Origin of the sequence: Chryseobacterium potabilaquae (assembly GCF_902728265.1) — a bacterium.
Lineage (GTDB): Bacteria > Bacteroidota > Bacteroidia > Flavobacteriales > Weeksellaceae > Chryseobacterium > Chryseobacterium potabilaquae.
The window spans coordinates 25,346-50,381 of record NZ_CACVBR010000016.1 but is presented as its reverse complement, the minus strand read 5'-3'; the positions used below and the strand labels follow the sequence as shown (position 1 = coordinate 50,381).

General features: G+C 32.0%; 24 protein-coding genes. 11 read left to right on the top strand and 13 right to left on the bottom strand.

The window, feature by feature from the left end:
• Window positions 1-62: 62 nt before the first annotated feature.
• From CHRY9293_RS10155 to CHRY9293_RS10145, 3 genes are all read left to right on the top strand, one after another.
• Window positions 63-950: a cyanophycinase gene (locus tag CHRY9293_RS10155; protein ID WP_122548255.1), complete on the top strand. Its 888-nt coding sequence runs from the start codon at window positions 63-65 to the stop codon at window positions 948-950.
• A 96-nt stretch (window positions 951-1,046) separates the two neighbouring features.
• A complete protein-coding gene (locus CHRY9293_RS10150; protein WP_162032874.1) occupies window positions 1,047-1,889 on the top strand; it encodes an isoaspartyl peptidase/L-asparaginase in 843 nt (280 codons plus the stop codon).
• 99 nt (window positions 1,890-1,988) lie between these two features.
• The gene (locus tag CHRY9293_RS10145; protein WP_162032873.1) at window positions 1,989-2,222 is read left to right on the top strand and encodes a YtxH domain-containing protein; all 234 of its coding nucleotides are present in this window, start codon (window positions 1,989-1,991) and stop codon (window positions 2,220-2,222) included.
• A 54-nt stretch (window positions 2,223-2,276) separates the two neighbouring features.
• On the opposite strand, the gene CHRY9293_RS10140 is transcribed toward CHRY9293_RS10145, so the two are convergent.
• The 5 genes from CHRY9293_RS10140 to CHRY9293_RS10125 form a co-directional block, all read right to left on the bottom strand.
• Window positions 2,277-3,074, bottom strand: a complete 798-nt coding sequence (locus CHRY9293_RS10140) for a class I SAM-dependent methyltransferase (protein WP_162032872.1) — start codon at window positions 3,072-3,074, stop codon at window positions 2,277-2,279.
• Window positions 3,075-3,107: 33 nt separating this feature from the next.
• Entirely contained in the window at window positions 3,108-3,239 is a 132-nt protein-coding gene (locus tag CHRY9293_RS18875; RefSeq protein ID WP_262887711.1) for a hypothetical protein, read from the bottom strand.
• Between the two features lie 363 nt (window positions 3,240-3,602).
• Window positions 3,603-4,955 carry a histidine--tRNA ligase gene (gene hisS, locus CHRY9293_RS10135; RefSeq protein ID WP_162032871.1) on the bottom strand — a complete coding sequence of 451 codons (1,353 nt, stop codon included), beginning with the start codon at window positions 4,953-4,955 and terminating at the stop codon, window positions 3,603-3,605.
• Between the two features lie 147 nt (window positions 4,956-5,102).
• Window positions 5,103-5,555 (bottom strand): HRDC domain-containing protein, encoded by a 453-nt coding sequence (locus CHRY9293_RS10130; protein ID WP_122636631.1) that lies wholly within the window; start codon window positions 5,553-5,555, stop codon window positions 5,103-5,105.
• 14 nt (window positions 5,556-5,569) lie between these two features.
• Window positions 5,570-5,902, bottom strand: a complete 333-nt coding sequence (locus CHRY9293_RS10125) for a single-stranded DNA-binding protein (protein ID WP_162032870.1) — start codon at window positions 5,900-5,902, stop codon at window positions 5,570-5,572.
• A 370-nt stretch (window positions 5,903-6,272) separates the two neighbouring features.
• Between CHRY9293_RS10125 and CHRY9293_RS10120 the strand changes: the two genes are divergently transcribed.
• From CHRY9293_RS10120 to CHRY9293_RS10100, 5 genes are all read left to right on the top strand, one after another.
• Window positions 6,273-6,881 (top strand): HPP family protein, encoded by a 609-nt coding sequence (locus CHRY9293_RS10120; RefSeq protein WP_162032869.1) that lies wholly within the window; start codon window positions 6,273-6,275, stop codon window positions 6,879-6,881.
• Entirely contained in the window at window positions 6,878-7,225 is a 348-nt protein-coding gene (locus CHRY9293_RS10115; RefSeq protein ID WP_162032868.1) for a hypothetical protein, read from the top strand. The genes CHRY9293_RS10120 and CHRY9293_RS10115 overlap by 4 nt, the downstream gene beginning before the upstream one ends.
• Window positions 7,226-7,251: 26 nt before the next feature.
• Window positions 7,252-8,157, top strand: a complete 906-nt coding sequence (locus CHRY9293_RS10110) for a TIGR01777 family oxidoreductase (RefSeq protein ID WP_162032867.1) — start codon at window positions 7,252-7,254, stop codon at window positions 8,155-8,157.
• A gap of 20 nt (window positions 8,158-8,177) precedes the next feature.
• Window positions 8,178-8,759 (top strand): GDP-mannose pyrophosphatase NudK, encoded by a 582-nt coding sequence (nudK, locus tag CHRY9293_RS10105; RefSeq protein WP_162032893.1) that lies wholly within the window; start codon window positions 8,178-8,180, stop codon window positions 8,757-8,759.
• A gap of 86 nt (window positions 8,760-8,845) precedes the next feature.
• The gene (locus tag CHRY9293_RS10100; protein ID WP_162032866.1) at window positions 8,846-9,424 is read left to right on the top strand and encodes a hypothetical protein; all 579 of its coding nucleotides are present in this window, start codon (window positions 8,846-8,848) and stop codon (window positions 9,422-9,424) included.
• Between the two features lie 271 nt (window positions 9,425-9,695).
• Here CHRY9293_RS10100 and CHRY9293_RS10095 read toward each other — a convergent pair whose 3' ends face one another.
• From CHRY9293_RS10095 to CHRY9293_RS10080, 4 genes are all read right to left on the bottom strand, one after another.
• Window positions 9,696-12,881 (bottom strand): efflux RND transporter permease subunit, encoded by a 3,186-nt coding sequence (locus tag CHRY9293_RS10095; protein ID WP_162032865.1) that lies wholly within the window; start codon window positions 12,879-12,881, stop codon window positions 9,696-9,698.
• A 7-nt stretch (window positions 12,882-12,888) separates the two neighbouring features.
• Window positions 12,889-13,950 carry an efflux RND transporter periplasmic adaptor subunit gene (locus CHRY9293_RS10090; RefSeq protein ID WP_162032864.1) on the bottom strand — a complete coding sequence of 354 codons (1,062 nt, stop codon included), beginning with the start codon at window positions 13,948-13,950 and terminating at the stop codon, window positions 12,889-12,891.
• Window positions 13,951-13,956: 6 nt separating this feature from the next.
• A complete protein-coding gene (locus tag CHRY9293_RS10085; RefSeq protein WP_162032863.1) occupies window positions 13,957-15,324 on the bottom strand; it encodes a TolC family protein in 1,368 nt (455 codons plus the stop codon).
• Between the two features lie 120 nt (window positions 15,325-15,444).
• Window positions 15,445-16,038, bottom strand: coding sequence for a TetR/AcrR family transcriptional regulator (locus CHRY9293_RS10080; protein ID WP_162032862.1), 594 nt, complete (start codon window positions 16,036-16,038; stop codon window positions 15,445-15,447).
• 200 nt (window positions 16,039-16,238) lie between these two features.
• Here CHRY9293_RS10080 and CHRY9293_RS10075 point away from each other — a divergent pair, with 200 nt between their 5' ends.
• Window positions 16,239-16,514 carry a hypothetical protein gene (locus CHRY9293_RS10075; protein WP_162032861.1) on the top strand — a complete coding sequence of 92 codons (276 nt, stop codon included), beginning with the start codon at window positions 16,239-16,241 and terminating at the stop codon, window positions 16,512-16,514.
• 306 nt (window positions 16,515-16,820) lie between these two features.
• On the opposite strand, the gene CHRY9293_RS10070 is transcribed toward CHRY9293_RS10075, so the two are convergent.
• The 4 genes from CHRY9293_RS10070 to recQ form a co-directional block, all read right to left on the bottom strand.
• Window positions 16,821-17,645, bottom strand: a complete 825-nt coding sequence (locus tag CHRY9293_RS10070; RefSeq protein ID WP_162032860.1) for a CvfB family protein — start codon at window positions 17,643-17,645, stop codon at window positions 16,821-16,823.
• A 153-nt stretch (window positions 17,646-17,798) separates the two neighbouring features.
• Window positions 17,799-19,202, bottom strand: a complete 1,404-nt coding sequence (gene lpdA / locus CHRY9293_RS10065; protein WP_162032859.1) for a dihydrolipoyl dehydrogenase — start codon at window positions 19,200-19,202, stop codon at window positions 17,799-17,801.
• Window positions 19,203-19,391: 189 nt separating this feature from the next.
• A complete protein-coding gene (locus CHRY9293_RS10060; protein WP_162032892.1) occupies window positions 19,392-20,474 on the bottom strand; it encodes a glycosyltransferase in 1,083 nt (360 codons plus the stop codon).
• Window positions 20,475-20,634: 160 nt separating this feature from the next.
• A complete protein-coding gene (gene recQ, locus CHRY9293_RS10055; protein ID WP_162032858.1) occupies window positions 20,635-22,839 on the bottom strand; it encodes a DNA helicase RecQ in 2,205 nt (734 codons plus the stop codon).
• Between the two features lie 157 nt (window positions 22,840-22,996).
• On the opposite strand from recQ, the gene CHRY9293_RS10050 reads away from it, so the two are divergent.
• Complete coding sequence (locus CHRY9293_RS10050) at window positions 22,997-23,956, top strand: KpsF/GutQ family sugar-phosphate isomerase (protein ID WP_162032857.1); 960 nt, start codon at window positions 22,997-22,999, stop codon at window positions 23,954-23,956.
• Between the two features lie 95 nt (window positions 23,957-24,051).
• The gene (tatC, locus tag CHRY9293_RS10045) at window positions 24,052-24,879 is read left to right on the top strand and encodes a twin-arginine translocase subunit TatC (protein WP_185153208.1); all 828 of its coding nucleotides are present in this window, start codon (window positions 24,052-24,054) and stop codon (window positions 24,877-24,879) included.
• Window positions 24,880-25,036: the final 157 nt, after the last annotated feature.

Genomic DNA, 25,036 nt, shown 5'->3' with positions numbered 1-25,036 from the left:
ATCAATTTAAATATGGCACGAATTTCGCAAAATATTAATAATTTTTTAAATTTGCATACATGATGAAACCTGTTGGAAAATTAATTATTATCGGAGGAGCGGTCAATAAAGGCAGCTTTGCAGAATCTGATTTTGATCAGAACATTGAAAAAAACCTTAACTTTTTTGAAAGAGGCATTTTAAGGAAAATTATTAATGAATCTAAGCATAAAGAAAATTCCGTTATTGAAATTATAACTACTGCTTCTCAAATCCCGCAAATTGTAGGTACAGAATATAAAAAAGCCTTTGAATTTTTAGGGGCTAAAAATGTAAATATTCTAGATATTCACAATCGAGAAGAGGCTAATTCTGATGCTATGGTTGCTAGAGCAAATGCAGCAGATGTTGTTATGTTTACTGGTGGAGACCAATTACGATTAACTTCTATTTTAGGAGGTACGCGATTCCATGATACCATTTTATTAAAATACCAAGAACAGGATTTTATCTATTCAGGAACATCAGCAGGTGCAGCAGCAGCTTCTGAAAACATGATCTACCAAGGAAGCAGCTCTGAAGCTCTATTAAAAGGTGAAATAAAAACCACGCAAGGACTCGGCTTAATAGATAATGTTATTATAGATACTCATTTTGTACAAAGAGGAAGAATTGGACGGCTTTTCCAAGCGGTTGTTAATAACCCAAGAACTCTAGGAATTGGTTTAGGAGAAGATACCGGACTTTTTATCTATAATGATGTGATGACCGCTGTTGGATCCGGGCTTGTTATTATTGTAGATGGAAGGTTTATAAAAGATACTAATTTGACAAACATTAATCTAGGAGAACCTATTTCAATTGACAACCTAACCGTCCATGTGATGTCAATGAATGATCATTATGACCTTACTACTCGAACTCTTACTATAGAAAACTCTCAATTTAATCCCATACCACAAGATAAATAAAATAGTCTTGTTATCTATACATTTTGATGGTCAGATTTTTATTTTTACTTTTAAAATCTGACCATTCATATTTTAATATATAATAGTACAATTATCATGAAACTAATTATACATGGAGGCTTTTTCTCAGAAAGCGAACAAAGCAGTGAGATTAAACTCGCTAAACAAAATTCATTAAAAAATATAGCAAGATTGGCTTTTGAGTATCTTCAGCATCATTCCGCATTTGATGCGGTAGCTTATGCTGTTTCTCTTTTAGAGAATGACCCTCTTTACAATGCAGGGATTGGTTCTCAGATTCAAAGCGATGGCATAATTCGTATGAGTGCTGCCATAATGGATGGTGAAACACAAAAATTAAGCGGCGTTATCAATATTCAAGGGGTAAAAAATCCTATAGAAGTTGCCAAAAAGCTTATCATAGAAGACGATAGAGTCTTGGGAGGAGTTGGAGCAAAAAATTATGCTATGGAAAATGGTTTTGAAAACTTTTCAACTGAAATTCCTCAAAGAAGAAAAGAATATAATGAAAAGCTTAAAAGCAATGGTAAAGGAACTGTAGGGTGTGTAGCAATCGATAAAAATGGAAAATTAGCTGCGGCAACTTCTACAGGAGGAAAGGGTTTTGAAATTCCTGGGAGGATCTCAGACTCTGCAACAGTAGCGGGAAATTATGCCAACCCATTTTGTGCGGTAAGTTGTACAGGCGTTGGGGAAGATATTGTAAGTAATGCGACTGCTACAAAAATCGTAACCAGAGTGACTGATGGAATGACTTTAGAAAATGCATTCCAAAAAACTTTTGAAGAATTAAAAGCTATTGATGGTTTTGCTGGCGTTATAGCTATTGATAATCATGGAAATATTTACCATGCTAACTCCTATCCTACTATGGTTTTTGCCAGTTTTGATGGAAAAAATTTCGAAGTCTTTCATTAACTTTAACATTATTTTATAATCCAACTGCTTTTTTTGGCACGTAATTTACATATTTACTATATAACAAATTCTAATATATTAACATAAAAAAGTAAAATCATGGGAAATAAAACAAATGGCTTATTAGCTCTATTAGGTTTGGGTGCTTTAGCTTACTGGAAATATAAAAAATCCAGCCCTGAGCAGCAACAAGTGGTAAAAGATAAGATTAACAATGCTAAGGATAATCTTAATAAATGGGGAAATGATCTTAAAAATAAGGCAAACGATGTGGCATCACAAGTACAAACTAAAGTGGACGAGATGAAGCCAAAAACTGAAAACCCCTCTTAATCAAGACTAGTTTATTTTAACATTCATATATAAAAATCATCGTCAGTTTTTAGACTACGATGATTTTTTGTTTGCCATCAAAGAAAAAACCAAAGGAACCTTATTTCCGAATTGAGATATCCTCCACTTTCCTTGTTCAAACTCCTCTACATGTTTAAAACAAGGATAAGGCGACCAATCATATTCTTCAAAATGTTGTATTTGAATATGATTATTATTCATACTTTGAAAAACTTCAGATAAAGAATGGTTCCACATCACATATTCCTGAGTAATCTGTGCCTCTTGATCCGCATACGTTCCGCTATAGGTTTCAATAATAGGTTTTTCATTAAAATAATTATAGGATATTTTGGTAAAATCATCATCAAACATCCACACTACAGGATGGAATTCAGCCATAATAAACAATCCGTTAGGTTTAAGAAAATGACTGATAACCTTTGCCCACTTGTTGAGATCCGGCAACCAGCCTATCGTTCCATAACTTGTAAAAACTATATCAAATTTTTCATTGAGAAGATCTGGCAGTTGGTATACATCCGAACAAATAAATGTGGTATCAGTGCCACATTTTTTAGATAAATCATTAGCTGCGTTAATTGCTTTATCGGATAAATCAATCCCCGTAACTTTAGCACCCAATCTTGATAAAGAAATAGAGTCTTGTCCGAAATGGCATTGCAGATGTAAAATCGTTTTATTTTGAACGTTACCCAAAAGCTCTAATTCAATAGAGTTTAATGAACTTCTTCCCTTTAAAAACTCGTCTACAAAATAAAAATCTGATTTTAAATGAGGCTCTACTTTTGCATTCCATGAGTTTTTATTGATTTCTAAATAGTTTTTCATGAGGTATAATTGTACTAAATCAAAAATAACAGATTAAAAACCTTGAATAATATAATTTTTGGTCAATAATTTTCTTTCCGGTTTTGCTGGATCTTCAGGTTGAAACCAAACTTCAACTTTGCTTCCGTAATAATCTCCCCAATCTCCTTCCTCAATGGTAAACAAAAAATAATGTAATGAAAGAGGTAAAATACCACCTCCAATTTAATGTTTTAAAAACAATTTCTTTTATCATAGTCTGTCTATTATATTTTCTGTTCAATAAATTCTTCTTCCATTACACTCTATTTTCTTTTACCTTTACTTATTATTTTAAGAGCTGTTAAATTCCTTTACTTATTTCCTTATCTAGTAAAAATGATAAGTTAATATCTAATTTACCCAACTATTCTTTATATTTCATCAAATACTGATTTTTCACTCATTATTTGAGAAATATTTGTTACAAATATAAATCTTTTAATAATACATATATAACAAAAGCACCATCTGTTTGATGGTGCTTCCCTATTATATTTTCAGATTTAATTATCCTAAAAATTCTTCCAAAGAGACTGTTTTCTGCTCTCCAGCTTCAAGATCTTTATAGGTAACTTTTCTATTTTTAATTTCTTCTTCTCCCAGAAAAACAATATTTCTTATTCCTTTCTTTTCAGCGTAGGTAAATTGTTTATTTAATTTTGTGCTTTCGGGATACATTTCCGCAGATATACTTTTTTCTCTCAGCTGCATAATCAATTTTAGCGCTTCTAATATCCACTCTTCTTGTCCAAAGTTCGCAAATAAATATTCTACTTTTGAGGTTGCTTCCTGAGGAAAAAGATCCAATTCCTCCATGACAAGATAAATTCTATCTAAGCCAAAGGAAATTCCCATTCCCGGAATATTTTTTACCCCGAAGACTTCTGTCAGGTTATCATACCTTCCACCTCCTCCAATAGACCCCATCTGTACTCCATCCGCTTTTACTTCAAAAATAGCCCCTGTATAATAATCTAAACCTCTAGCCAAAGTGATATTAAACACTAGATTTTGCATATCAACCCCTAGGCTCAGTGATTGTGTAAGTACAAATTCTAATTCGTCAACTCCTTGCAGTCCGATTTCATTGCCTACAAATCTTTCTTTTAATTGTAACAAATTTTCCAAGGCATCTTCTGACTGAGTAAACAAAAAATCTAATTTATCAACGGATTCTTGAGAAATTTCTTTTTCTAATAATTCTTTTACAACTCCCTCTTTTCCAATCTTATCCAGTTTATCAAGCGCTACAGTAAAATCAATTAACTTATCTGTAATTCCTGCATATTCTGCTAAACCTGAAAGTATTTTTCTATTATTTACATGAATAGTTACAGGAATCTTCAAATCAGAGAAAGATTTAAAATACAATTGAATGAGTTCCACTTCTTGTAAGAGGCTTTTACTTCCTACTACATCAGCGTCACATTGATAAAACTCTCTAAACCTACCTTTTTGTGGTCGATCTGCTCTCCAAACAGGTTGTATCTGATATCTTTTATATGGAAATGTTAATTGTCCATGATTCATTGCGACAAATCTTGCAAAAGGTACAGTAAGATCATAACGGAGTGCTTTATCTGAAATTTGAGTTGTCAGCTTTTGGTGATTTTTATAATCCCAGTTTTCCTGATTAACTTTAGCTGTATAATCTCCTGAGTTTAAAATTTTAAAAATCAAACGATCGCCTTCTTCTCCATACTTCCCTGTTAATGTGGAAAGATTTTCAAAACTAGGCGTCTCCAGTGGTTGGAATCCAAATAATTCAAAGTTTTTCTGTAAAGCATTAATAATATATCTTCTTCTGGAAACTTCTATGGCTGTAAAATCTCTCGTCCCTTTTGCTAAGCTTGGCTTCATTTTATAATTTTTAATAAATGATAAGTAATGCAAAAATAAACAATTGAAAAGACTTTTTATCTATCTTCTCATTTTGATTCAAGTAAAAAGCCGACAAATAAAATAATCGGCTTTCATTTCAATCATTTGCATTCTAAGTTCTAAAAATCAAATACTTTCTAGAATTTCTAAAATCTCTTCTCCATAATTTTCTATTTTATGTTTTCCAAAACCTTTAATATCTAAGAGTTCTTGCTTTTTTGCAGGTCTATATTTTGCTACTGATATTAATTCTTTATTTGTTGCAATAAAATAAATGGGTAGGTTTTGTTCCTTTGCTTTTTCTGACCTCCAATATTTAAGCGCCTCTAATATATGTTCTTCATCTTCATTCAAAATAGTATCCTCAGCCGAATATTTTTTACTCTTGGATTCTTTTACTCTATTTTCTATAAGTTTTTGTTCTTCATAATATAAAATCACAGACCAATAATTTTCATCATGCACAAAAGCTGTTTCTGTTTTTATAATTTCATTACATTCAAGAAAACAGTCCAATGTTTTTTGGTCATGGTGCAATAATTCTTCCGGTAATCTTATCTTAAAAATTTTTACTTTCATCACTTCTGTCTTTTTTACTTACCGCCTAAAAGAAGAATTTCCTCTACCCTAATCTCCGTTACATATCTTTTTACTCCATCCTTATCATCATAAGAACGATAGGTTAGCTTTCCTTCAACAGCTATTTCTTTTCCTTTAGAAACATATTTTTGGAAGATTTCAGCAACTTTTCCAAAAGCTACAAGATTATGCCATTGCGTCTCTTCTACCTTCTCTCCTTTTGCATTGGTATAGTGATCACTTGTTGCCAAAGAGACACTTCCTTTTATATTTCCATTTTCAAAATTTACTATTTCAACTTCTTTTCCTGTATAACCTATTAAAGTAACTTTGTTTCTTAGTGACATAATTTTAATTTTTTAGTTTAACATTTAGATCTGAAACGCTCACTGTTCTCTCAAATCTCTGGTGCAAAGATGAAAGAAGATAAAAATATAAATCGGGAGAAAATTATTTAAAATCGTTTGTAATCATTTGTAGTCGGCTACGGTAAGCTTTTTTATTCCTTCCATACCATACCCAATATTAAATATAGAATCTCCAAATAATCGGGTAATCCACTTTTTATCTATTTGAAAACGGATAATTTGCTTATCTTTGATCAATGCTACAAATCCATATTACACTATACCCTATCTTTTATAGTCTTACTCATTGAGATTTGCATTTCTTTAATTTAAGGTAATATTAAAGATATTAGGCAGCAAACAAACACACATGAAGAAGATAATTAAAAGAACTTTCCGAGTTTCAAAATATGTTATTTATAAAGAAACTCTTATTAACTACAAAGAACATTTCTGGTCTTTTCTAGGAGCCTTTTTTGGAATAGGAATTATTGCTTTTATACAATCTCATACTCTAGCTTCCACAGAAAATATATTTTTAATTGGATCTTTTGGTGCCTCAAGCGTTTTAATTTACGGAGCTATTCAAAGTCCTTTAGCTCAGCCTAGAAATCTCATTGGGGGACATGTTATTTCTGCTTTTATAGGAGTTACTATATATAAAATTGTTCCTGATATTATATGGCTTTCTGCTCCGCTGGCTGTAGCGTTTTCAATTGTTTTAATGCAATATACAAAAACATTACACCCTCCAGGAGGAGCAACTGCCTTGATTGCCGTAAGCTCAACAGGAAAAATTCCGGATCTAGGCTACTGGTATGTTATTTCACCTGTCTTATCAGGATGTATCATTCTTTTATTGACAGCTTTGCTTTTTAACAATATAACTTCACACAGAAGCTATCCTACACATAATACAATAAAAAGGATATTGAAGAAAAAACATTCCCATATCCATAAAATGAAAAATAAAGAATGATGAACTGTCTGGAATGTGGTGAAAAAATACTCGGAAGATCAGATAAAAAGTTTTGTAATGATGCTTGCCGGAATGCCTTCAATAATAAACAAAATAAAGATTCTACCAATCTGATGCGAAATATAAATAATAAACTTCGCAAAAATTATAGAATCTTAAAAGAAATAAATACGGAGGGTAAAACTAAAGTTGCGAGATCTAAATTAGATGGCTTAAGTTTTGATTTTGATTATTTTACAAGCTTAAAAGTATACAAAAACGGCTCTGAATACAAATTTATATACGACTATGGATATAAAATGTTAGAAGACGATTTTATTTTAATCGTAAGAAATAAGTCTTAGCAAACTAAACCTAAAAACCGAATATCATGAAAGAAGTAGTTTTAATTACAGGAGCTAGTGGAATGATCGCAAAATCATTATTAAAAAAATTGGATCATGAATATACGATCAGGTTTTTAACTCGAAAAAAAACACAGCATAATCAATATGAATGGGATATTCAAAATGCCACCATTGATGAGTCTGCTTTTGAAAATCTTTCTCATATTATTCATTTGGCGGGAGCAAATATTTCAGAAAAACGCTGGACTGAACAAAGAAAAAAAGAATTAATTTCCAGTCGGGTAGATTCAGCAAAGTTGCTTTTAGATACCTTAAGAAAAAAGAACCTAAAACTAAAATCGTTTATTTCGGCTTCAGGAATTAATTATTATGGAACAAAAACCACTGAAACAATTTACACAGAAACAGATCCCCCCGGAAATGATTTTCTAAGTAAAGTAGTTATTTTATGGGAAAAAGCAGCAGATGAATTTCAAGAGCAAAATCTAGCTGAAAGAGTTGTTAAGATAAGAACTGCAGTAGTTCTTTCTGAAACAGATGGGGCTTTAAAGAAAATGATTACCCCTATTAGATTTGGATTAGGCGCCCCTCTAGGAAAGGGTAAACAATATATGCCTTGGATCCATTTGAATGATATTTGTTCTGTTTATGAATTTGCACTCCAAAATTCTCAAATGCAAGGCGCATATAATGCCACTTCACCTCAACATACTACTAATAAAAACTTAACACAGAAAATTGCAGATATTATACACAAACCTTTATTTTTGCCTAATATTCCAAGTTTCATTTTAAAGCTGATATTTGGAGAACTCGCAAACGCTCTCTTAGAAGGATCTAGAGCTTCTTCCGAAAAAATACAGAGAATAGGATTTAAATTTGAATTCCCTGATCTAGAGAAAGCATTGAAAAATCTATTAAAAAAGTAATTTATAATTTAATACAAATCATATTGGAGAAGAATATAACGATTGAAAAAACCGAAATTTTATCAGACAACTGGTATACTTTGAAAAAAGTAACTTTTAGTCTTTTAAAAAAAAATGGGGTTTTAGATACCCAAGTGAGAGAGGCTTATGATAGAGGTAACGGTGCTGCTATTTTACTATACAACAAAACCAATCAAACAGTAATTTTAACACGGCAATTTCGCTTACCCACCTATATTAACGGTAATTCTACAGGTATGATGATTGAAGCTTGTGCGGGACTCCTCGATAACGATAATCCTGAAGACTGTATAAAAAGAGAAACGGAAGAAGAAACCGGTTATAAAATTTCAAAAGTAGAAAAAGTATTTGAAGCCTATATGTCACCAGGTTCTGTAACGGAAATTATCCATTTTTTTATTGCAGAATACTCCCCTGAAATGAAAGTCAATGATGGTGGCGGTTTAGAATATGAAGGTGAAGATATAGAAGTGCTTGAAGTTTCCTATAATGATGCTCTTGCAATGATCGAAACTGGAGATGTTAAAGATGCTAAAACAATCATTTTACTTCAATATATCCGCTTAAAGAATATATTATAGTTATAAATTCTATATTCCGTACGTTTTTTTAGAAAAATTGGCAAGTACTTTGCTTAAGACAATATAAATTTATCAAACAAAATCATATGAAGGTATTATTTTCATTAAGTCTTTTCTTTATATTTTCAATCAGTACTTTTAGTCAAAAAAAAGGAGTACTAAGTATAAAAGATCAAGCTATCGTTGAACATTTTAATAATAACTATAAAAAGAAAAATTATAAAAAATTTACCGGAAAAATTATTGCAAAAGACAATAAAGTGCAATTCGATGATAAAGTGATTTTTTATGATAAATCTGATAAAATTGCTTCATTAATATTAACAGAAGGCTTGATTTATCCTCAGCTTTTAACCGATTATCAAATGGAGAAATTTATGAATGAGACTACCGACAAAACTCAAAAAAGATTTTTACGTCTTCAAAAAAATCCGAAAGCAACTTTTGATGTCAATAATATTAATTTTACCGATCTTACAGAGCTTGGCTTTCTCGATACTCCAGCTAAATCCAAGAGATTTAAAATTACTTGTAGAGATAGCAAATTAGGAAACTCCAATATGTATCTCATTGAGCTTACTAATAAACATGCAGAAAAAAATGCCACTATAGAAGATTTCATAAGAAACTCTACGCTCACTTATTTATATCAAAAAACTTACTAATCCCTTAGAGAATAAATTTATAGGTTTTTATTGTAGTATTAGTCTTATTCTCATATTTTCCTACCTAACAAACATATGATTTTACATATTGAATAGTAAATGTAAAAGTGGACTTAATCTCATTATCGAAATGGAGTCAAGTATTGATTAATTCTCAATTTATCTATAATCTTCATTATAATAAAAAACATTTTTAAGAAATACTTTTAGTATTAAAAATAAAAAAGCATATCAAAATGATATGCTTTTTCGGTTAATTAATATATTATATTTAATCTAAATGTTTAGGAGTAAATCCATCATCACTTAGTTCTTTATGTACATAATCTGCTTTCATTTCAGCTTCATAATCTACTTTTTCATGTTTGCCCATTCTTCGTAGAATGGAATCAAATATAGAATATACTACAGGTACAATAATCAAGGTAAGGAATAACGATGAGGTTAAACCTCCAATAATTACCCATGCCAATCCTTTATTCATTTCTGCTCCTGCTCCATTCGCTAAGGCTATTGGTAACATCCCGAAAATCATTGCTATTGTTGTCATTAAGATTGGACGAAGACGTGCATGATTAGCTTGTACTAATGCGTCATGAGTACTTGCTCCGGCCTCTTTTCTGGCATTCGTAAAGTCAACAATCAAAATTGCATTTTTCGCCACAAGACCAATCAACATAATCATCCCCAGCATCGTGAAAATATTTAAGGAATTGGCTGTCAAGGCTAGAATAACCATTACCCCAATCATCGCTAAAGGAATCGAAAATAGTACCACAAAAGGGTATACAAAACTGTCATATAGCGAAACCATAACCAAATACACCAGTACAATAGCAGCCAATAAAGCAATACCCAAAGTACCAAATCCTTCTTGTTGGTTTTCCATATCACCACTCCAGATATAATCAACTCCAATAGGTTTTTTATCACTCTTCATGAATTGATTTGCCCATTCATTAGCTACATCTCCAACCGGTCTACCTACCGCTTTAGCTCTTACTTTTACAGAAGGTGACTTGTCTCTACGCTCTAGCAAGCTAGGCCCTGATCCCATTTGTACATCTGCAAACTGATTCAAACGAATTTGTTCTCCTTTATCGTTTGTAAAAATGAGATTTTTAACATCATCAATTGACTTTCTATTGTTGTCTCCAAAACGGATATTGATATCATATTCATATTCTCCAGATCTAAATTTCCCATCTGTATTTCCATTAAAAGCAGTCTGCATTGTTTGCCCTACACTGGAAAGATTTAATCCCAAAGACGCCATTTTATCTCTATCAATATTTACCTGAACTTCTGGATTTCCTGTATCAGTAGACAATTCCGCATCAACCGCCCCCGGAACCTTTTTCAATAATGCTAAAATTCTAGTCGCTTCTTTTACTGCCGAAGCATTATCTGGAGCTGTTACAACCATTTCAATAGGTGCATTTTCTGCTCCTAAAATACCAATAGGCGCTGTTTTAAACTCAACTCCTGTGAATTTTTCTTCTAACGCTCTTTTTACTTTCGCAGCTTTTATATCTGTACTTTCAGAACGCTTGGATTTATCTATTAGATTTACCTGAACTTCCGATTGATAAGTCGTAGCCTGTGCCCCTCCAAAACCTGTCGACTGCTGACCTACTGTTGTAATCAAATCTACTACATCCTTATCGTTTCTTAAAAATCGCTCAACCTCTAATGTTAATTGATTTGTTTTTTCAACCGTCCCATCTTTAGATATTTCCATTTGTACTAAAAACTGACCACGATCCGTTTTAGGGAAGAATTCACTTCCAATAAATCCAAATCCTACCAACATGAATGAAGAGATTAATAAAATGAAAGTAATAACTACCGTCATTATCCTTCTTAATGTTGATTTTAGACACCATTCAAGGATACCTGTGATCCAATGGGTGAATTTATCAATTAACCCTTCAAACCAAAGAATAAACTTTTCAAAAGCATTTTTACCTGTTAAATGCTGTAGTTTACCAAACCTTGATGACAACCATGGAATAATCGTAAAAGAGGCTAATAGTGATAATGCCGTAGCAATAACTACCGTGACACAAAACTGCGATAATATATTAGCAACAAGACCTGAGCTCATAGCAATTGGTAAAAATACCACTACAATTACTAATGTAATAGCTGCTACTGTAAATCCAATTTCTGATGCCGCATCGTAAGCTGCCCTGATTTTACTTTTACCCATCTCCATATGACGGTAAATGTTTTCAAGTACCACAATCGCATCATCCACAAGAATACCAACAACGAGTGATAATCCAAGTAAACTCATCAAGTTTAGGGTATATCCCATCAAGTTCATCCCGATAAATGTTGCAATCAACGAAGCAGGAATGGAAATCATTACAATAAATGCATTTCTAACACTATGAAGGAATAATAACATCACCACAGCCACAAGAATTACTGCTAAAAACAAGTCAAATATAACGTGATTTGCTGCTTCCAATGTAAACTCTGTGGTATCATTAACTACCTTTACCTTTATTCCTTGTGCTGCATATGCTTTTTCAACAGTTTCGATTGTTTTCTGTACACTTTCCGATACCGCTACTGCATTGGCGTCCGATTGTTTTTTAATCTGCATTAAAATGGTAGGAAACTGATTAAATCTTGCTACTTTTTCAACATCTTTTTGAGAGTCAAAAACGGTAGCAATATCAGATAAACGTACCTGTGCTCCATTTTTAGAGGAAACAACCAGGTTATTCATTTCTTCAACTGATTTATACTTTCCTGATAATCTAATCGTAGATTTAGTAGTTCTTGTTTTTAAACTACCTGTTGGAAAATCAAGATTCGATGAAAGAATGGCTTGCTTTACATCTCCAATTGACAGTCCATAACCTTGAAGTTTTTTCTCATCCAGATTAACTTGGATTTCTCTTTCCTGTCCACCTATAAGATCTACCTGAGCCACTCCATTGACACGAGAGAAAATAGGCTCAATTTTTTTATCTAATAAATCATAAAGATCTTTGCTACTTAGTTTATTACTTGCTACGCTCATCGTAATAATCGGTAAATCATCCAAAGAGAATTTATTCAATGAGGGTGCTTTTACGTCATCCGGAAGATCGGCAAGAATTGCATTTACTTTACGTTGTGCGTCATTTAAAGCAAAATCCACATCAGCACCATCGTTCAATTGTACCATAATTACAGATAAACTTTCATATGATGATGATTCTACTTTTTTCACATTTTCCAAAGATCCTACAGCATCTTCAATTTTTCGGGTAACAGAAGTTTCTACCTCACTGGGAGAAGCTCCCGGATAAGTAGTACTGATCGTTACCATATTGGTCTCAAACTTTGGAATCAATTCGTATCCCATCATGGTATAACTTAAGATACCACCTAGCGTAAGCAACGTAAATAATACGATAACTAACGTAGGCCTTTTAATCGATATTTCTGCTAACTTCATAGACCTATTACTTTACAATATTGACTTTAGAACCACTATCAAGATTGATCTGCCCATTCGTAACCACTTGTTCGCCACCATTAAGTCCATTTAAAACCTGAACTTTATCACCATATACTTTTCCAATGGTTACTTTAATAAGTTTAGCAACTCCATTTTCAACAACGAACAATTGCCCGGAACTTACGCCATTTACAAACGCTATCGAAGGAACCGTCAACATATTTTGAGTTTCTGCTCCATTATTTGTTTTAAATAATGCCGTTGCATACATTCCTGCTTTTAGATTTCCTTTGTTTTGAACTTCAATTTCTACAGGAAAGTTTAAAGAAGCATCACTTTTTGGAGCAATAAATGTAATTCGTCCTGAAAAAGAATCTTCCGGCAAAACATTTACATTAATCGATACCTCCTGTCCTAATTGTATTTTTCCGATTTGACTTTCATCTACTAATACAGAAAGTTTTAATGTATTAATATTAACAATTTCAAACACGGCTGTTCCAGAAGACACTACAGTACCTGGTTCAACCATTTTTTTATTGATTGTACCACTAATTCCTGCACGGATACTAGTATCATTTACTTTTACTCCCTGAGCTCTTACTGCAACCTGAGCATTTTTCAACTGTAATCTTGAATTATCGAGCTGTTGTTTTGTAACTCCACCTGTTTTAAATGCATTTTCGTAACGTTGATTATCAATAATCGCATTTTGTAAATTATTCTGTGCTTGAGTTATATCTACTTCAATTGCATCTCTTTTGATAGTTGCTAATGTTTGCCCTGCAGAAACCCTAGAGCCTTCCTTCACTAAAACACTCACAATACGGCCTGAAATCTCAGAAGCTTGATTCATTTCCTGTTTAGGGAGAAATGTTCCATTTGCAGAATAATCTGTATTGATATTTTCTCTCTGCACAGTTACCACATTTACATTGATTTTATCAACCTGCTTAGCTACTTCTTCTACTTCTTGAGTCTGCTGTTCTTTATTATTTGCAATTTTATAGGCTGCTAATCCAATCAATACAGCTGCTACGATGATATATATTAAAGTTTTTTTCATAGTTTCTTACGGGTTTTGTAGTGTATTTAATTCACCTTTTGCTTTTATTAATTTGATTTCTGCTTGCTTATAATCTAATAAAGCATTTGCATAATTCTTCTTAGCATCTGTCAAAGCATTTTCAGTATCCAAAACTTCCGTCAGAGCTGCCAATCCATACTGATAATTAGATTGGGTATTTTTTTGTACCCTTTCAGCAAGTTCTACATTATCTTTCATGCTTTGAATGTTGATTATAGCATTTCTCATATTGCTAATCGAATTCTTGTAATCCAAATCCAAATTCATTTTCGTATTTTGAATATCTTGATCTAAATCTTCAATATCAATTTGAGCCTGTTGAATTTGTGCTTTAGTAGCACCACCCATAAAAATAGGAATTTTAATCGCTAGTCCTACAGAAGCATAATCACTCCAGCTAGTTCCTTGCGACGATCCTGTAACATAAGGAAATTTGTTACCTAATCCTTGCCAGCCATAATTCGCAGTCAAGCCCACGGTAGGATACAGATAAGCTTCCGTCGCCTTCTTATTAAATTGCAAAAGCTCTTTCTGTTTATTTAAAACTTTTAATTCAGATCTATCTTCTAGATTAACATTTGTATCTAAAAGCTGAGCATTAGGTTCGATAGTTTTATCTTCAAGTTCAATGGGAGTTTCAATAGGAATTCCCATATAAAACTTCAAAGCATTTTTTGACACCTCAACTGCATTAATCAATTGCTGCTTGTTTGATCCTATATTGGTCAATTGGACATTGGTTCGGTCAAGATCAATAGATTTTGCTAAACCACTATCTACAAGGCTCTTAATAATATTTCTTACTTTTTCGGTATTAACATAGCTAGCTTCAACTGTTTTAAGGTTTTCTTCCTGAACAAATACCTGATAATATGCGATAGCTACATTTTCAATGATTTGCTCATTTGTCAATTCTGAATTTAAAATATAAAATTCACGCGTTGATTTAGCGGCTTTCAATCCTGTAAAAACTCTTTGGTCAAAAATATTTTGATAAAGTGTTACAGAATTTACAGATTGCCATTTCGTTCCAAAAGTAACCGGTACCATCTGACCAGGAAGACCTACGATCTCTCCAGGAAGTACCGATTGTTGCAATATTGGGTGATATGTATTGCTAATATTGGCAGTTATTTGCGGTAAAGCTCCAGCTCTTGCCTCATTAATTTTATATTCGGCTTTTTTTACCTGTAAAGCAGCCTTTTTAGCATCTGTTTTATTTTGCAATGCTTGTTTTATAGCTTCCTGTAAGGAAACCTGTTCTTGGGCAGATAAAGATGAAGAGCCGAAAATCATAAATGCAGCAGCTATACCCATTGTCAGCTTTTTTGCAGTTATACGTTTTCTTTTCATAGTTTTATTACTTCGTTTAGTTTTTTAGTTTTTTCCATCATTTTTTTCATTTGCTTTTATTTTTATAGAACGAATTATTTACATAATTACCTTAAATTAAATTTAAAATTTTATTTATATTTATTTTTTAAACAACATACTAATTATAATTTCTTTTCTTTTAGAAATAATTGTATCGAATTCTTCATCATTAATCATAAGGTTTTCCATTAATAATGGTCTTACAGCACTTGGGAAAACCAATAATGATACCATATTCAATAAAAACTGAATTGGGTCCATTTTTTCTATATTTCCCAGCTCCATTTCTTCATTAATATCCTTATATAATTGGCTTAATTCACCTTCTTCAATATCCTTTTTATGACAATTTCCTTTATTAATCTGAGAAACAATGTATGTTTCTAAATAAGGGTATTGTAAGCTGGTTGATAAACTGTTTTCAATAAACCTACTTATTTTCTCTTTAAAAGGTAAATTTGAATTTTGAATAATATCCGATTTTTCTTTCTCTACTTTTTGAGCTTCATTAAAAATAATCTGAATCAACTTATCCCTAGAGCGAAAATAGTAGTTAATAAGTGTCCTGTTGACTCCTGCGGCATCAGCAATTTCCTGAGTAGTCGCATCAAATTTTCCCTTCACAAAGAATAAATTCTTTGCTGTCTCTTTAATTAATTTCTGTGTTTGGTCTTTTTTTGTTTGGTTTGACATTTTTGTTAAACAAATTTGTAAGCAAAAATAAAGCAAATTTAATTTTTGACAAAATTGTTAAACAAAAAAAATTAAACATTTAATATGATTTATATCATGTTTGAAATTTTTATCTCTATTATTTGTGACTAAGTAAAGTAGAGTCGATAGCATTTCCTTTTGATGCTACTAGAATGTAATTTATTTATTCTGGAAAGCTTTTGGAACAAATTGATCTTAATAACGGATCACCTTCCGAGGATATTGATTTTAAAGAAAGAAATGAATATAATCGATATACTAATATTCAATATATAACTAAACGTATTGGAATAGGAAATAAAAGAAAACTTTTTGATAATTATAAAGCAATAAATACAACAGTTACAGAAACTATTTTTGATGAGGATGGAATTAATCATGGTCCATCTGCAGTTCTTATGGCCAAAAAAGAAGTATATCGCAATAATTTAGTCGTTGAGATTAAGAAGAAATAAAGGCCGAGATCCCTTAATGGTAGTGTCTCCCTTAAATAAAAAATTGACATTATCCCACGAGGTATGTAAGCTAAAAGTTAGGCTTGGGTTTTTATAACCTGAGCCTTTTTCAAAATAGGATAAATAAACCTAATTATTGACCACTTATCTATTACTCTTTGGAAGCAAAAACCTTGGTTTCTCTTTCCATTATATAAAATTTTCCTCTTTAAGGAAGTATAATGTTACGGGCGAAATCTCTTACCTGAGCATTACATTAATGAAAAATATACATTAAAAAAGAACAGAATATACTGCTCTTTTTGTTTATATCAATCTGATTTTATCTTCTAAAATATCAATAATTTTATCCTTATAGAGACCTCCAATTGCTTTTTTGAAATTCTTTTTGCTCATTTGAACTTCATCCTTAATTTCTTCTGGAGAAGATTTATCCGAAAGATAGAGGAGTCCATAGTTTTCTTCTAATTTATTAAGTATTTTCTGCCTAAATTCATCAATATTTTCAAAACCTTCAGGTTGTAGGGAAACATCAATTTTCCCATCTTCTCGTATTGCTTTTATATAGCCTGTTTCTTCAGATAATGGATATAGTTTTTTAAAAACATCAGAAGAATATATCAACCCTATATATTTTTTATTGATGACGACATTCCACCCCAGTTCACTTTCATTCATAATAATCAAATCAATTTTTTCACCTTTCTTAAAAGATAAATCTTGATATTGAGGATTTCTTTTAAATTTTGTTGTTCCAGTAATGAGTTCCAGTTCTTGGTCAACATAAATATATACTAAGTATCTTTTGCCCTCTATGATTTTTGATTTCTGTTGCTTATAAGGAATAAACAAATCTTTAATGATTCCCCAATCCATAAATGCCCCACTTGGAAGACTCTGTACACAACTCATCACTGCAAATTCTCCCACTTCAGCCAATGGAATTTCCGTGGTTGCTTTTAATTTATTATCATCTTGGTACACAAAAACTTCAATCCCTTCATTCATTTCTTTTTCTTCATGAATAAAAATTTTTGGCAAAAAGGCTTTTTCGCCTGTTTCGTCTGTAAGAATCCATCCCGAATTATTTTTTTCTGAGATTTTTAACGTTTGAGTTTTTCCTAGTTGCATTGATGATAAAATTAGCCCACAAAGGTACGGAAATATAAAATGAATATGCAAAAGAGATTATAACTATGAGTTTTAACATTCTCCATTTCATATAAAAAGAGAAGCCTATTTGGCTTCTCTTTTTTATTGTTTACTTACATATTTTACATTCGACTACATATGGATTGGCCTTTTCGCCGTAGCATCCAATGCAGCTTCTTTAATTGCTTCTGCATAAGTAGGGTGAGCATGTGAACTTCTAGCAATATCTTCTGCACTTGCACGGAATTCCATTGCAATTACTCCTTCTGCTATTAGATCTGCTGCCCTAGCTCCAATAATATGCATCCCTAGAACCTCATCTGTTTTCGCATCAGCAATAATTTTAACCAAGCCATCAACATCTCCACTTGCACGGCTTCTTCCTAAAGCCCTCATAGGAAAAGAACCTACTTTATAAGCAACCCCTTCTTCTTTTAATTGCTCTTCAGTCTTTCCAACTCCAGCAACCTCAGGCCATGTATACACAACTCCAGGAATTAAGTTATAATTAATATGAGGCTTTTGACCTGCTAAAATTTCTGCTACCAAAACACCTTCTTCTTCAGCTTTGTGAGCTAACATTGCTCCTTTAATAACATCTCCGATCGCATAAATATTAGAGACATTGGTTTGCAAATGATCATTTACTTTTACTCTCCCTCTTTCATCCAGCTCTACACCCGCTTTTTCAAGAGCAAGACCATCAGTATATGGTCTCCTACCCACAGAAACCAGACAATAGTCACCTTCCACAGTTACTTCCTCTCCTTTTTTATCTTTCGCGGTGATCTTTACAGAGTCTCCATTTCTTTCAACAGCAGAAACAGCAGTGGAAAGCATGAATTTCATTCCTTGTTTTTTCAGGACTTTTGTCAATTCCTTACTCAAAGCTCCATCCATTCCAGGAATGATTTTATCCATGAATTCAACAACAGTTACCTCAGAACCTAATCTTAAATATACAGAACCTAATTCAAGACCAATAACTCCACCACCAATAACAACTAAATGTTTAGGAATTTCTTTAAGATTCAAAGCTTCTGTTGAAGTAATTACTCTTTCTTTGTCTAGTGTAATGAAAGGTAATGTAGAAGGTTTAGAACCTGTTGCTATAATTGTATATTTAGATTCAATCGTTTCTGATGAACCATCATTTTTAGTAACCTTAATTTGAGTCGCAGATTCAAAGCTTCCAATCCCTTCAAAAACAGTGATTTTATTTTTATTCATCAGATAGTTAATTCCATCTGTATTTTGCTTTACTACTTCATTTTTTCGCTCAATCATTCTGGCGATATCAGCCTTAGGCTCATTAATAATGATGCCGTGACCTGCAAAATTATGTTTTGCGTTTTCGAAATGCTCAGAACTATCTAAAAGTGCTTTTGAAGGAATACATCCCACATTAAGACAAGTTCCTCCTAAAGTTGAATATTTTTCAATAATTGCTGTTTTGAAACCTAATTGTGCTGCACGAATAGCAGCTACATAACCACCAGGACCAGAACCTATTACGGTAACATCGAATTGACTCATGTTATTTTATGAATTTGTTTATTATTATCTCCGTTAATTCTTACAAATCTACTGATAAATTACCAAGCACCAAAGTGACATTTATCAAATTTGGGCTGAGAAGAAAAGTTTAAGAAAATTTAGAACTTAGTTATTGTAAAGCCAAATAAATATTCATTATACGGTTTATTATAAAAAAGAAAATTAGTGTTATCTTTTCATCAAATCTATCAACATGTTTTCATACTTATCTAAAATAATATTTTTGGAAAACCTAGATTTAATAGAGTTTTTTATAGCGTCTCGATCGTAATTTCTTTGTAGAATACTACATATTTTTTCAGCAAAGTTTTCATGATTATCAATATCTGATACCTCCCCATTGATATCATTTTGGATAATCTCATTAATACCTCCCGGGCAATTATTAGCTAATGAGTATGTTCCGCAAGCTCCTGCTTCTAGTAATACATTGGGGAATCCTTCATATCTTGATGAAAGTATAAATAAATCTGCGTATTTTAAAAATTGGTACGGATTTTCTTGTCTTCCATGAAAAACAACATGTTTTAACCCCAGAAACTCTTTCATTTGATGTAGTACTTCCCGATCTTTCCCATCTCCTAAAATGTGCAGAATTATATTTTCATTCTTCAATCGTGAGAACACTTTCAACAAATTATCAAATCCCTTTCTAGCCGATAGATTTCCTATAGCCACTACATTTTTAAAATTGTATTTAAAACTATCAGGTTTATCAGATATTTTGAGGGTTTCATTAATAAAATCAAAATCAACAGGATTATGTATTTTTATGATCTTATTTTCTTTAATATTAAAGTTATCAATAAGGTCAGCCATCATGTCATCACTTTGGGCAATAATTTTCTGATAATTATTGTAAAAGTTATAAAAAAACTTAATCTCTTTTCTTGTGACATGCTGAGAGACCACATTGGTTTCTCTTGCTATAAATTTTATGTTGGGGAAAAGTTTTATAAATAAAGCTAAATATGCATTTACTTCTCCAAAACCTGAAAATACAATATCAGGTTTTCTTCTATAAATTTCTTTTAGAATAGGTCTTAGTGAATGTCTTATTCTTTCTGTATTTATATCTATAATTTCAACATCATTTTTAAGAAGATTAAGATACCCACCCGTTTTTCGTAAAAGCAAAATCTTGGGTTCAAACCGATCTCTTGAAAGATGGTTTGCTATAGTAGTAACAATCCTTTCTGCTCCTCCAGTTTCCAGATCCGGCAGAATAAATATGACAGAAATTTTTTTAATCATAATAACAAAAATGCCAAAGATCTAAACCTCTAGCACATTTTAATTTTATTTAGTTGTAAAAAATTTACAATTAAAAAACTAAAAGCCAACCCAATACAATAACATACCATAAAAAATAGTATTATGTTATCTCCATATTTTGAGTGCTTTTTCATTTTTAATTGGCTACATCACTAATGAATTTGATTCTTAGCATTCTTACTTCTTCATCCGAAAGTTCGTCGCCGAATTCATCAAGTAAGACTTTCATACTATCACTATCCGATTCATTCATAAACTCCATAAACCCATCTACAATATCTTCATCAAAATTGTCTTCAATATAATAATCAATGTTAAGCTTTGTCCCTTGATAGACGATACTCTCCATTTCTTTTAATAGCTCATTCATCGACAGATTTTTGGCTCTTGCAATATCTTCAAGATCAATTTTTTTATCCGTACTCTGAATAATGAATACTTTGTGGCTAGATTTATTAGCCACTTGTTTCAGCACCATATCTTGGGTACGCTCAATATTATTATCTTCAACGTATGTTTTGATGAACTCGGCAAATTCTTTACCATATTTTTTGGCTTTTCCTTCACCTACTCCATACACTTTCATGATTTCTTCCACCGTAACCGGATACTGAACCGTCATATCTTCAAGACTTGGATCCATAAATACTGTATAGGGTGGAATACCGTGTTTTTTAGCTACTTTTTTTCTTAATTCTTTTAGCTGATTGTATAAGTTTTGGTCTAATCCTCCACTTGATTGCATCTGAATTTGTTCACTCTCCGCTTTTGCTTGGCTAAGATCAAATTCACGGTCTTCAGCAATGAAAAATTTATCTTTAAACTTCCCTTCTAATATATCCTTGCCATTTTCGATAATTTTTAAAACACCATATGTTTCAATATCCTTTTGTAAAAAATTTTGAACTGTAGCTTGTCTTAAAATAGTTTTCCAATAATTATCTTTCTGTTCTTTCCCAAAACCAAAATAAGTGCTTTGTTCTAACTTATAGGATTTTGTAACAGCGGACTCCTTTCCCGAAATGACAGAAATAAGATCTTTAGCTTTAAATTTTTCTCCTGTATCTTTAATAAGTTCTAGAACTTTTTTAAGGTCTTTAGTTGCTTCATGTAATTTGGGTGGATTAGATGAATTATCACACATTTTTGCTCCGTCTCCGTTGATCGGATCAAAATTCTCCCCAAAATAATACAAAATATACTGTCTTCTGCTCATTGAAGTTTCGGCATATCCTACTACTTCATTTAAAAGTTGTAATCCGATTTCCCTTTCAGAAACAGGTTTTTGAGCTAGAAATTTTTCTAATTTTTCTATATCTTTTGGGTCATAAAAAGCCAGACAATATCCTTCACCACCATCTCTTCCTGCACGTCCCGTTTCCTGATAATAGCTTTCTAAAGATTTTGGGAAATCATAGTGGATTACAAAACGTACATCCGGCTTATCTATCCCCATTCCAAAAGCTATGGTGGCCACAATAACATCGACTTCTTCCATCAAAAACTTGTCTTGATTCGCAACTCTTATTTTTTGATCAAGACCTGCATGATAAGGAAGAGCATTGATTCCGTTTACTTGTAAAAGTTGGGCAAATTCTTCAACTTTTCTACGACTTAAACAATATACAATTCCTGATTTACCTTTCTTCTGATTGATAAATTTTACGATTTCTTTATCAATATTGATTTTAGGACGAACCTCATAATAAAGATTGGGTCTGTTAAAACTTTCTTTAAATACCAATGCATTGGTCATTCCTAAAGTTTTTTGAATATCGTCTTGAACTTTAGGGGTTGCTGTAGCAGTCAATGCAATCACAGGTACATTGGCTATTTTATCAATAATCTGTTTCAAATTTCTGTATTCAGGTCTGAAATCATGTCCCCATTCTGAAATACAGTGTGCTTCATCAATAGCAAAGAAGGAAATTTTCACTTCTTTTAAAAAGTCCAGATACTCCTCTTTAATCAGTGATTCGGGAGCTACATATAACAGTTTTGTTTTTCCATTTTTAATATCGTCAAAAACCTGTTTTGTCTGTGTTTTATTTAACGATGAATTTAAAACATGGGCTACTCCGTCGTCTGATGAAAGACCATTTACTGCATCTACCTGATTCTTCATTAACGCTATTAAGGGCGAAACCACTATTGCCGTTCCTTCTGAAATAAGTGCCGGAAGTTGGTAACATAACGATTTTCCACCTCCTGTTGGCATTAAAACAAATATATCCTTCCCCTCCAACAGATTTTCTATTATTTGTTCTTGTTGACCTTTAAATGTAGAAAACCCGAAATATTTTTTCAATTCGCCTGATAAATTGGCTTTTTTTGCGCTCATCTAATTTTCTATTGCTAAATTTGCATCTATCTCAAAGTTATAAAATTTTTGCTTAAAATAAAAGCGAACGAATTTATAAAAAATAAAATTTATATTAATTATTCTTTTTAAAATATAACATTTTTTAAGAGATTTTTTGTATACCTAAAAAAGTAAAATGGAAAAGACCGACATTATCTCAATTGCAAAAAGTACATTAGAAATAGAAATTTCAGAACTTGAAAAATTAAAAAATAGACTTGATGATCGTTTTGTAAGAGCCGTTGAGACTATTCATGCTACAGAAGGCAAGCTCATTGTAGTTGGGATTGGAAAATCTGCACATGTCGGAAATAAAATTGTAGCTACTTTAAATTCTACAGGGACACCTTCTCAATTTCTTCATGCCTCAGAAGCAATCCATGGTGACTTAGGAGTTGTTCAGAAGCAAGATGTTGTTTTATGTATCTCGAATTCAGGAAATTCTCCTGAAATAATAAATCTAGTTCCTTATCTAAAAGATTATTCGTCAGCCTTGATAGGAATGACTGGAAACGCAACAAGTAAGCTTGCTGAATATTCTGATATCGTATTAGATACACATGTTGATATAGAAGCTTGTCCTAATAAATTAGCACCTACGAGTTCTACAACCATTCAAATGGTTCTTGGGGACGCTTTAGCCATTGCTCTTATGGAGCTTAACGACTTCAAAGCTAATGATTTTGCAAAATTTCATCCAGGAGGAAGCTTAGGAAAGAATTTAATTTCAAAAGTTGATGACTTTCTTTCTTCACAAAAACCTCAGGTGAGAGAAGATGCTTCTATTCGAGATGTTATTATATCTATTAGTGGCTCTCGACATGGAATCACCGTGGTAACAAATGATGATCATATTATCGGAGTAATTACCGATGGTGACTTAAGAAGAATGCTTATGAATGAGGAGGATATGTCAAAAGTTATTGCTAAAGATATCATGTCTGCTCATCCAAAGACAATTGAAAGATATGCATTAGCTAAAGAAGCCATGAAAATCTTAAAAAATAATAACATTGGACAGCTTATTGTTACAGAAAATGGAAAATATGTGGGAATTATTGATTTACATAAATTACTCGATGAAGGGATAAATTAAAGTTCAATTATTACAATTGACATAGGCTATATTAAAAACCTACATTTAAACTTCTTTAAATATTTCATAAATTTGAAATCTTAAAATTTTATTCCGTGAGTGATGGTAAAGAAATGTCTTTTTTAGGACATATTGGAGAATTAAGAGGTCATCTTATTCGTTCAATTATTGCAATTGTAATTGCAGCTTTTATAGTGGGCTTTAATATCAATTGGATCATGGATCATATTTTTTTTGGTCCCACAAGGAATGATTTTCCTACTTTTAAACTTGTTAATCATTTTTCTCGGATGATTTTAGGTGAGGATAGCATTCATTTACCCAAAGACTTTCCAGTTCGTGTACAGAGGCTTTATCAACAATTCAATGTAATGATGGCAGTTTCTATATTTGGAGGAATGGTTGCTGCTTTTCCCTATATTGTCTGGGAACTGTGGAGATTCATTGGTCCAGCTTTACATCCTAAAGAAAGAAAAAATTCCATATTCATTATCAACTCAGTATGGATTCTTTTTATGACAGGGGTTTTATGCGGATATTTTTTAATTCTTCCCTTTGCCGTTAATTTCGGAGTTATATTTAAAATTTCAGATATTATTGTTCCTCTGTATGACTTAAGTGACTATACTACTTTATTTTTGCAAGTAGTTTTAGGTATGGGAGTCATTTTTCTTTTTCCCATTCTCATTTATTTTTTAACAAGTATTGGAATTTTAACACCAATGTTCATGAAAACATATCGTCGTCACGCCATTGTTCTAATTATGGTGATTGCAGCCATCATAACACCAGCAGACGTATTAAGTATGTTAATGGCGGCATTTCCATTGGTTATTCTTTATGAATTCAGCATTGTTATGTGTTCTTATACTTATAAAAAGGTACAAAAAGCAAACGGAAACCTTCCTGCTGTACAAAAATAATTCCTTTAAGAAAAAATTGACTATACAATACACTTCCGCTGATTAAATTCAGCGGAATTTTTCTGCCAGTAAACTATTTCATTCTCAATCATTTTTCATTATTTTTTCTTTCTTTACGATTTTAAAAATAAATTATATTGTCTTGATATTAATTTTC

What these genes read in the sequence shown, in the direction of transcription:
- CHRY9293_RS10155 (WP_122548255.1), top strand. Translation starts at nt 63, where the DNA reads ATGAAACCTGTTGGAAAATTAATTATTATCGGAGGAGCGGTCAATAAA.
- CHRY9293_RS10150 (WP_162032874.1), top strand. Translation starts at nt 1,047, where the DNA reads ATGAAACTAATTATACATGGAGGCTTTTTCTCAGAAAGCGAACAAAGC.
- CHRY9293_RS10145 (WP_162032873.1), top strand. Translation starts at nt 1,989, where the DNA reads ATGGGAAATAAAACAAATGGCTTATTAGCTCTATTAGGTTTGGGTGCT.
- CHRY9293_RS10140 (WP_162032872.1), bottom strand. Translation starts at nt 3,074, where the DNA reads ATGAAAAACTATTTAGAAATCAATAAAAACTCATGGAATGCAAAAGTA.
- hisS (WP_162032871.1), bottom strand. Translation starts at nt 4,955, where the DNA reads ATGAAGCCAAGCTTAGCAAAAGGGACGAGAGATTTTACAGCCATAGAA.
- CHRY9293_RS10130 (WP_122636631.1), bottom strand. Translation starts at nt 5,555, where the DNA reads ATGAAAGTAAAAATTTTTAAGATAAGATTACCGGAAGAATTATTGCAC.
- CHRY9293_RS10125 (WP_162032870.1), bottom strand. Translation starts at nt 5,902, where the DNA reads ATGTCACTAAGAAACAAAGTTACTTTAATAGGTTATACAGGAAAAGAA.
- CHRY9293_RS10120 (WP_162032869.1), top strand. Translation starts at nt 6,273, where the DNA reads ATGAAGAAGATAATTAAAAGAACTTTCCGAGTTTCAAAATATGTTATT.
- CHRY9293_RS10115 (WP_162032868.1), top strand. Translation starts at nt 6,878, where the DNA reads ATGATGAACTGTCTGGAATGTGGTGAAAAAATACTCGGAAGATCAGAT.
- CHRY9293_RS10110 (WP_162032867.1), top strand. Translation starts at nt 7,252, where the DNA reads ATGAAAGAAGTAGTTTTAATTACAGGAGCTAGTGGAATGATCGCAAAA.
- CHRY9293_RS10100 (WP_162032866.1), top strand. Translation starts at nt 8,846, where the DNA reads ATGAAGGTATTATTTTCATTAAGTCTTTTCTTTATATTTTCAATCAGT.
- CHRY9293_RS10095 (WP_162032865.1), bottom strand. Translation starts at nt 12,881, where the DNA reads ATGAAGTTAGCAGAAATATCGATTAAAAGGCCTACGTTAGTTATCGTA.
- CHRY9293_RS10090 (WP_162032864.1), bottom strand. Translation starts at nt 13,950, where the DNA reads ATGAAAAAAACTTTAATATATATCATCGTAGCAGCTGTATTGATTGGA.
- CHRY9293_RS10085 (WP_162032863.1), bottom strand. Translation starts at nt 15,324, where the DNA reads ATGAAAAGAAAACGTATAACTGCAAAAAAGCTGACAATGGGTATAGCT.
- CHRY9293_RS10080 (WP_162032862.1), bottom strand. Translation starts at nt 16,038, where the DNA reads ATGTCAAACCAAACAAAAAAAGACCAAACACAGAAATTAATTAAAGAG.
- CHRY9293_RS10070 (WP_162032860.1), bottom strand. Translation starts at nt 17,645, where the DNA reads ATGCAACTAGGAAAAACTCAAACGTTAAAAATCTCAGAAAAAAATAAT.
- lpdA (WP_162032859.1), bottom strand. Translation starts at nt 19,202, where the DNA reads ATGAGTCAATTCGATGTTACCGTAATAGGTTCTGGTCCTGGTGGTTAT.
- recQ (WP_162032858.1), bottom strand. Translation starts at nt 22,839, where the DNA reads ATGAGCGCAAAAAAAGCCAATTTATCAGGCGAATTGAAAAAATATTTC.
- CHRY9293_RS10050 (WP_162032857.1), top strand. Translation starts at nt 22,997, where the DNA reads ATGGAAAAGACCGACATTATCTCAATTGCAAAAAGTACATTAGAAATA.